The organism is Streptosporangium sp. NPDC006013 (genome assembly GCF_040614275.1).
GTDB lineage: Bacteria > Actinomycetota > Actinomycetes > Streptosporangiales > Streptosporangiaceae > Streptosporangium.
Map to the genome: position 1 here is coordinate 1 of NZ_JBEXUE010000514.1, position 6852 is coordinate 6852.

General features: G+C 69.6%; 10 protein-coding genes. 5 read left to right on the forward strand and 5 right to left on the reverse strand.

Annotated features, from left to right (window positions below; all coding sequences use genetic code 11):
* Nucleotides 1-34: 34 nt before the first annotated feature.
* From ABZ260_RS43450 to ABZ260_RS43460, 3 genes are all read right to left on the reverse strand, one after another.
* Nucleotides 35-862, reverse strand: a complete 828-nt coding sequence (locus ABZ260_RS43450; RefSeq protein WP_355629634.1) for an amidohydrolase family protein — start codon at nucleotides 860-862, stop codon at nucleotides 35-37.
* 89 nt (nucleotides 863-951) lie between these two features.
* On the reverse strand, nucleotides 952-1083 hold the full coding sequence (locus ABZ260_RS43455) for a hypothetical protein (protein ID WP_355629637.1): 132 nt from the start codon (nucleotides 1081-1083) through the stop codon (nucleotides 952-954).
* Between the two features lie 51 nt (nucleotides 1084-1134).
* The gene (locus tag ABZ260_RS43460; protein ID WP_355629640.1) at nucleotides 1135-2490 is read right to left on the reverse strand and encodes a cation:dicarboxylase symporter family transporter; all 1356 of its coding nucleotides are present in this window, start codon (nucleotides 2488-2490) and stop codon (nucleotides 1135-1137) included.
* Nucleotides 2491-2579: 89 nt separating this feature from the next.
* Here ABZ260_RS43460 and ABZ260_RS43465 point away from each other — a divergent pair, with 89 nt between their 5' ends.
* The 3 genes from ABZ260_RS43465 to ABZ260_RS43475 all read left to right on the forward strand — a co-directional run bounded on the left by ABZ260_RS43465 (nucleotide 2580) and on the right by ABZ260_RS43475 (nucleotide 5333).
* A complete protein-coding gene (locus tag ABZ260_RS43465) occupies nucleotides 2580-4238 on the forward strand; it encodes a sensor histidine kinase (protein WP_355629642.1) in 1659 nt (552 codons plus the stop codon).
* Nucleotides 4235-4906, forward strand: coding sequence for a response regulator (locus ABZ260_RS43470; RefSeq protein WP_350927377.1), 672 nt, complete (start codon nucleotides 4235-4237; stop codon nucleotides 4904-4906). The genes ABZ260_RS43465 and ABZ260_RS43470 overlap by 4 nt, the downstream gene beginning before the upstream one ends.
* 82 nt (nucleotides 4907-4988) lie before the next feature.
* A complete protein-coding gene (locus ABZ260_RS43475; protein WP_355629646.1) occupies nucleotides 4989-5333 on the forward strand; it encodes an anti-sigma factor antagonist in 345 nt (114 codons plus the stop codon).
* Here the strand turns inward: ABZ260_RS43475 and ABZ260_RS43480 are convergent, their stop codons facing one another.
* Nucleotides 5334-5561 (reverse strand): HGxxPAAW family protein, encoded by a 228-nt coding sequence (locus ABZ260_RS43480; protein WP_355568473.1) that lies wholly within the window; start codon nucleotides 5559-5561, stop codon nucleotides 5334-5336. It abuts the gene before it with no gap.
* 22 nt (nucleotides 5562-5583) lie between these two features.
* The gene (locus tag ABZ260_RS43485; protein ID WP_350927371.1) at nucleotides 5584-6021 is read right to left on the reverse strand and encodes a MarR family transcriptional regulator; all 438 of its coding nucleotides are present in this window, start codon (nucleotides 6019-6021) and stop codon (nucleotides 5584-5586) included.
* Nucleotides 6022-6109: 88 nt separating this feature from the next.
* Here ABZ260_RS43485 and ABZ260_RS43490 point away from each other — a divergent pair, with 88 nt between their 5' ends.
* Entirely contained in the window at nucleotides 6110-6292 is a 183-nt protein-coding gene (locus ABZ260_RS43490; protein ID WP_350927369.1) for a hypothetical protein, read from the forward strand.
* A 211-nt stretch (nucleotides 6293-6503) separates the two neighbouring features.
* Nucleotides 6504-6701, forward strand: a complete 198-nt coding sequence (locus tag ABZ260_RS43495) for a DUF5302 domain-containing protein (RefSeq protein WP_343960976.1) — start codon at nucleotides 6504-6506, stop codon at nucleotides 6699-6701.
* Nucleotides 6702-6852 lie beyond the last annotated feature (151 nt).

Sequence of the window (6852 nt, forward strand, 5' to 3'; positions counted from 1 at the left end):
TTGGGAAAGCCGAAGACGGAGGCCTGGGCGCTCTTCATGACCGATCCGCAGCTGATCCGAGTACGGCCGCGCGGTCGTTCTCGCCAAGGCCCGCGAGCAGCACGCCCGTCTCCCGCCACACCTTGGCGTAGTCTCCGGCGAGGATGGCCACCGGCCAGTCACTGCCGAACATCAGCCGGTCGGGGCCGAACACCTCGATCGCGTGGTCGACGTAGGGGCGGAGGTCCTCGGCGGTCCAGGTCTCGGCGTCGGCGGCGGTGTTGAGGCCGGACACCTTGGCGTGCACATCGGGATGCTCGGCGGCCCGGGCGATCAGCGACGCCCACGGCTCCCAGCCCTTCTCCCTGATCGGCGGCTTGGCCAGGTGGTCGATGACCAGCCGCAGCCCGGGGACACGCTCGGCGAGGACCGGCACGTGCTCCAGGTGCCTGGGCAGCACCGCGACCACGTCGAACGGCAGCCCCGCCGCCGCGAGGAGGCCCAGCCCCTCGACCACCGAGTCCTGGATCACCCAGTCGGGGTCGGGATCGTCGTGGATGAGATGCCTGACCCCGGCGAACCTCGGGTGCCGTCCATAGCGCTCCAGCGCCTCGGCGGCCTCGTCCGGCCGGTTCAGCGGAACCCAGCCCACCACGGCGGCGATGAAGTCGTGGGCGTCCGCCTGCGCCAGCATCGCGTCGGTGTCGGCGTAGGTGTCGGCGGCCTGGACCAGCACGGTCCGCTCCACACCTGCGGCGGCGAGCTGCCCGAGGAGCTCTTCGGGGGCGAAGGTGCGGTGGATCGGCCCCGCCTCCGGCGTCAACCAGGAGTAGGAACCCGTCTCCAGGTTCCAGAAGTGCTGGTGGGCATCGATGACGGCCATCCACCGCTCCTTTTCGATCAATCGTTTGAGTTTGCACAAGCTAGGGCGCTCCAACGGGGGTGTCAACGCCGCTGGATCCTGGGAGTTCGTCAGCGTGGCTGTACGAACTCCGGGGCGATCTCGTCCGGGTCGGGGAAGTAGCAGGCGAACCCGCCCGCGTTCACCCCGGCGCTGATCTCGTTGGGCGGCGAGACGAACTGATACGGGCCGGTGCCGGACACTCGCTCCCCCGAGACGAGTGTCCGGCACCGGCCCGTATGCCCGGTTTCCCGCTATGCCGGTGACATCACCGGGTCGTCCGAGCGCGCGGCGGGCGGCGGGGTGTCGCCGCCGTCATCGTCGTCGTCCAGGAGGGTGGTCTCGTCGAACGGGACCCTCCCCGCCAGCACCTCGGCCGCGCGCTCCCGGTCGAACTCGCCGGTCCAGGTGCCGACCAGGACCGTGGCGACCGCGTTGCCCGCGAAGTTGGTCAGCGCCCGTGCCTCGGACATGAAGCGGTCGATGCCGACGATAAGACCGACACCGTCGACCAGGTCGGGGCGGTGGGACTGCAGGCCCCCGGCGAGGGTGGCCAGGCCGGCGCCGGTGACCCCGGCGGCGCCCTTCGACGCGATCATCATGAAGACCAGCAGGGAGACCTGCTCGCCGAAGGAGAGCGGCGCGCCGGTGGCGCTCGCGACGAACAGCGTGGCCATAGTGAGGTAGATGGCGGTGCCGTCCAGGTTGAAGGAGTAACCGGTCGGCACGGTGATCCCGGCGACCGGCCTGCTCACGCCGAGGTGCTCCATCTTGGCGATCAGCCGCGGCAGTGCCGACTCCGACGACGAGGTCGACAGGATCAGCAGGAACTCCCTGCCCAGGTAGCGCAGGAGCGAGGGCAGCCCAATCCGCGCCACCAGCCAGAGCATCGGACCGAGGATGACGAACACGAAGAGCAGGCAGGTCACGTAGAAGGCGAGCATGATGACGCCGAGGCTCTTGAGCGCGTCCACGCCGGTGGCGCCGACGACCGCGGCCATCGCGCCGAAGGCACCGACGGGGGCGGCCCACATGATCATGGCGAGGATCCGGAAGACGAGCCGCTGGATGTGCGCGATGCCGTTCAGCACGGGCCTGCCGCGCTCGCCCATCGCCTGCAGGGCGAACCCGGCGAGCAACGCGACGAGCAGGGTCTGCAGCACCTCACCCTCGGTGAACGCCGACACCAGCGTGGTGGGGATGATCCCGAGCAGGAACGTCACCGTGTCGCTCTCGCCGCCCTTGGCCGCCTCGGCCTCGGCGGCCTTGCGGAGCTCGTCGGTGAGCGCGAGGCCCTGCCCGGGGTCGATCAGGTTGCCCACGATCAGGCCGATGCCCAGCGCGACCGTCGACATGGCGAGGAAGTAGCCGAGTGCGAGACCGCCGACCTTGCCGACCTTGGCGGCCTTGGTGACGGATCCGACGCCGAGCACGATGGTGCAGAAGATGATCGGGCTGATCATCATCTTGATCAGGGCGACGAAGGCGGTGCCGAGTGGCTTCAGCTCCTTGCCGATATCGGGAGCGACGAGCCCGACCGTGACGCCGGCGATCACTGCGGCGATCACGGCTATGTACAGGTAGTGTGTTCTGTCTCGGGCCGCGCTCATGCGTGTCTCCACCGTGGTAGAAGAAAAATCCGGTCGAGCGACTATCCGCCGACGCTGTGATCTAAGTCACCATTGCGTACATTTCGTTCGTGAACTTGCGGGAGCTTTCCAAACAGGTGCGCAGCTGGAGTCTGGCCAGGCAGATGCTGGCGCTGCAGATCGTCGTCGTGGGCGTCACCGTGACCGGTGGCGCGCTGCTCGCCTTCCTGCAGATGCGCGACCTGCTCGTCGAGGAGGCCGTCGGCACCGCCAGGGCGGTGACGATCAGCGTGGCCGACTCCCCCTCCGTCCTCGCCTCCCTGGGCGACTCTGCGGTCCTGCAGCCGTACGCGGAACGGGTGAGGCGGGAGACCGGGGTCGACTTCATCACGATCATGAGCCTGGACGGCGTGCGCTACACACATCCCAACCCGGCCCAGATCGGCCACCGCTTCCTCGGCAACACCGCACCCGCCCTGGCCGGGCAGACCTTCACCGAGACCTACACCGGCACGCTCGGTCCCTCGGTCCGCGCCGTCGCCCCGGTCCGCGACGACCGCGGCCGGGTGAGGGCCCTGGTCAGCGCGGGCATCACGATCAACAAGATCAGCGTCAGGCTCCGCGGCCAGATCGCCGGCGCCGCGCTGATCGGCCTGCTCGGCCTGTCCCTCGGCGGGGCGGGCACCTATCTGGTCGGGGCCCGGCTACGCCGCCAGACCCACGGCATGGGCCCCACCGAGCTGAGCCGGATGTACGAGTACCACGACGCGATCCTGCACGCCGTACGGGAGGGACTGCTGCTCGTCGACGACGCGGGCAGGGTGACGCTCTGCAACGACGGCGCCAGGGAGCTCCTGGGCCTCGCGGGCGAGGTGAACGGACGGCACGTCACCGAGCTGGGCCTTCCCTCCGCACTGGGCGAGCGGCTCTCGACGGCCGAGAACCGCACCGACGAGATCCATATGACCGGGGAGCGGACGCTGGTGGTGAACGCGGCGGTGGTCCGCTCCGGCAACCGCTCGCTCGGCACCGTGGTCACCCTCCGCGACCACACCGAGCTGCAGTCCCTGGCCGGGCAGCTGGACGCCGAGCGCGGCTTCGCCGACTCCCTGCGGGCCGCCGCGCACGAGTCGGCCAACCGGCTTCACACGGTCATCACCCTCGTCGAGCTGGGCCGCGCCGAGCAGGCCGTGGCGTTCGCGACCGCGGAGATCAGGGCCGCACAGCAGCTCACCGACCGGGTGGTGGGCGCCGTACGCGAACCCGTGCTCGCCGCGCTGCTGCTGGGCAAGAGCGCCGAGGCCGGGGAACGGGGGGTGGAGCTGGCGATCGCCGCGGACAGCGAGCTCGACGACCTCGGCCTGGACACCCGCGATCTGGTGACGATCGTCGGCAACCTGATAGACAACGCGGTCGAAGCGGCCATGACGGGAACCCCGCCCGCCCGGGTGGAGGTGCGGTTGCGCGCCGACGAGACGGCCTTCGTGATCAGCGTGGCCGACAGCGGCCCGGGGCTCGACCCCGCGACAGCGGGCGAGGCCTTCCGCAGGGGATGGACCACCAAGGGCGACGGCCGCGGCCTCGGGCTGGCCATGGTCGGCCAGGCGGTCCGCCGCCTGGGCGGAACGATCGAGGTCGGCGGGACCGTCGAGGCCGGTCACCCGGTGCGGGCACCCCATGCCACGGGAACGGCCCATACCGTCCCGGGGAGCGAGACCGGCGCGGTGTTCACCGTACGGCTGCCGCCGCGCGGAAAGGAAACGCGATGATCTCGGTACTGGTGGTCGAGGACGAGGAGATCACCGCCGAGGCGAACCGGGTCTTCGTGGAGCGGGTGCCCGGCTTCCGGGTGGCGGGGGTGGCCAGGTCCGGCGGGGAGGCGTTGCGCTTCCTGCGGCGCCACCCGGTCGACCTGATCCTGCTCGACCTCTACCTGCCCGACATGCACGGTCTTGAGGTGTGCCGGACGCTGCGGGCGGCGGGCGTGATGTCGGACGTCATAGCGGTCACCTCGGCGCGGGACCTGTCGGTGGTCAGGTCCGCGGTCTCCGTCGGCGTGGCCCAATACCTGCTCAAGCCGTTCACCTTCGCCTCGCTCAAGGAGAAGCTCACCCACTACGCGGAGTTCCGCTCGTCGGTGGAGGGCCTGGGAGAGGCCAGTGGCCAGGGCGAGGTGGACCGCACGCTGGCGGCGCTGCGGGGCCCGGCGCAGAGCCTCCTGCCCAAGGGGATGACCCAGGCCACTCTCGACGCCGTGCTGGCGGAGCTGCGCAAATCCCCCGGCGGCCTGTCGGCCCAGACCACCGGGGCGGCGATCGGCGTCTCCCGGGTGACCGCCCGCCGCTACCTGGAGCACCTGACGGAGAGCGGAATCACCCGCCGGGTTCCCCAGTACGGTGGGGTCGGCCGGCCCGAGCTGCTCTACCGGGTCGTTTGACGCCCTCCAGAAGCACGGCGGCACCGGACCTGGTAGGAAAAAGGGCAGCCCGCCCTGTCACCCGCGGGCGAAGGAGCCGACCATGACCTTTTTCACCGCCTCATCGAGGCTGCTCGGGACGGTGTTCGTCGTCCAGGTGCTCGGAGAGCTCGACTACCGGCACGCCCCCGCCTTCCGCCTGGAGATGGAGAGGGCATGGGAGGTCGAAGCGCCTTCCCTGATCGTGGCCGATGTCACGGAGCTCACCTTCTGCGACTCCACCGGGGTCGCGGAGCTGATCCTGGCGCTCCAGCGAAGTCGCGCTCTGGGTGTCCGCCTGGCGCTCGTCGGCGTGCACGGCACCCTGGAGCGCATCCTCGCCATCACCGGCCTACGCCCCTCCTTCGAGGTCTTCACCTCTGTCGAGGAGGCGCTGCAGGAGGCCTGATCAGCTGTTGCCGTTGTCCAGCGGCACCCGAGGGGCGTCGATGATGACATCCGAGAAGATGTCGACCGCCAGGGCGACCACTCCGCCGATCGCGACGATCCCGGTCCCGATCCAGAAGAACATCCAGTTGGGGCCAAGGCACAGGGCCACGCCTCCCACGGTGAACCCCAGCAGAATGATGATCACCGCAAGCCAAGACTTCGGACTTCCTCCGTGGCTTCCAGCCATGAGCCTTTCCTCTCCACATGAATCAGTGATGCGCGCCGTCCGCCGCGGCGATCACCCGGTTCAGCGACCGGTGGAGCTCCTGGAGCTCCTCCAGGTTCATTCCCAGACGCCTGACGATCGCCGGCGGAACCTTCTCCGCCTCGTCCCGCAGCCCTCGGCCCTCCGGCGTGAGCGAGACTGCCAGGACACGCTGGTCCTGGCCGTCACGCTGCCTCCGGATGTAGCCAACGGCCTCGAGACGCTTCAGCAGCGGGGACAGCGTACCGGGGTCGAGTCTCAGTAGCTTGCTCAGCTCCTTGACCGACAGCGGCGCCTGCTCCCAGAGGGCGAGCATGACCAGATACTGGGGGTGGGTCAGCCCCATCGGCTCCAGCAGCGGCCGGTAGACCCCGATGACGTTGCGCGAGGCGACCGCCAGGGCGAAGCACACCTGGCTCTCCAGACTCAGGGGATCAGTCATGTCACTCACGCGCACCTCCACCCGACATAGTACGATAATTAATACACAAACTATTATCGCCCCAAGCATCGGCGAGCAAAGGATCCCCATGTTTCACAGCAAGTCGATCGAGGAGCGGATCGCCGAGCGCCAGGCCGCGCGCCCCGCGCTCAAGGAGGGCCGGCATTTCGAGCACGGCCCGGCGAAGTTCGTCTTCGTCTTCGTGATCGTCTTCGTGGTCGTCGGCCATCTCGCCGGACTGCTGCTGCTGATGGCCATGGACCTGAACTAGCGGGAGTGCCCGCCCTCCCGTGTCACCACACGTCCCGGCCGCCGCCAAAGGCACCGCCGCGGGCACCGGCGGCGACCGGCCCTCGCGGTCAGGCCCGCGACGCGTTCCAGCCAGCCGGACCCATGTTCGAAACATGAGAGGATGAGGTCCGGCTGGCCAGGGTGGGACCGTCCGCCCGGATCAGCCGGATCGGCCAGATCAGGAGGTCTGCATGTCTGACGTCACGCCGGAGGAGCCTGAGAGTTCCGACGACGAACTGAAGCGCAAGTTCCGCGAGGCCCTGGAGCGCAAGAAGCTCGCCCAGGCGGACGCGAACGCCGGGGGCAAGGGGAAGAACGCCTCGAAGATCCACGGTGCTCACGGCCCGGCTGCGGCCAAGCGCTCCTTCCGCCGCAAGAGCGGCGGCTGAGCCGCGTATCCGAACCGGGTCCGGATGCCCCGGACCGACCGCCGCCCCGCTGGCGTCCGGCCAGCGGGCGGCACCTGGGTCCGGCACATCCGGCATGCCGTCCGGTTCCGCGACGGCATCGCGACCCTGCGCGACCTCGGCGTGAGCGACT

Coding starts and splice junctions, on each gene's coding strand:
- ABZ260_RS43450 (WP_355629634.1), bottom strand. CDS start 862: ATGGCCGTCATCGATGCCCACCAGCACTTCTGGAACCTGGAGACGGGT.
- ABZ260_RS43460 (WP_355629640.1), bottom strand. CDS start 2,490: ATGAGCGCGGCCCGAGACAGAACACACTACCTGTACATAGCCGTGATC.
- ABZ260_RS43470 (WP_350927377.1), top strand. CDS start 4,235: ATGATCTCGGTACTGGTGGTCGAGGACGAGGAGATCACCGCCGAGGCG.
- ABZ260_RS43475 (WP_355629646.1), top strand. CDS start 4,989: ATGACCTTTTTCACCGCCTCATCGAGGCTGCTCGGGACGGTGTTCGTC.
- ABZ260_RS43480 (WP_355568473.1), bottom strand. CDS start 5,561: ATGGCTGGAAGCCACGGAGGAAGTCCGAAGTCTTGGCTTGCGGTGATC.
- ABZ260_RS43485 (WP_350927371.1), bottom strand. CDS start 6,021: ATGACTGATCCCCTGAGTCTGGAGAGCCAGGTGTGCTTCGCCCTGGCG.
- ABZ260_RS43490 (WP_350927369.1), top strand. CDS start 6,110: ATGTTTCACAGCAAGTCGATCGAGGAGCGGATCGCCGAGCGCCAGGCC.
- ABZ260_RS43495 (WP_343960976.1), top strand. CDS start 6,504: ATGTCTGACGTCACGCCGGAGGAGCCTGAGAGTTCCGACGACGAACTG.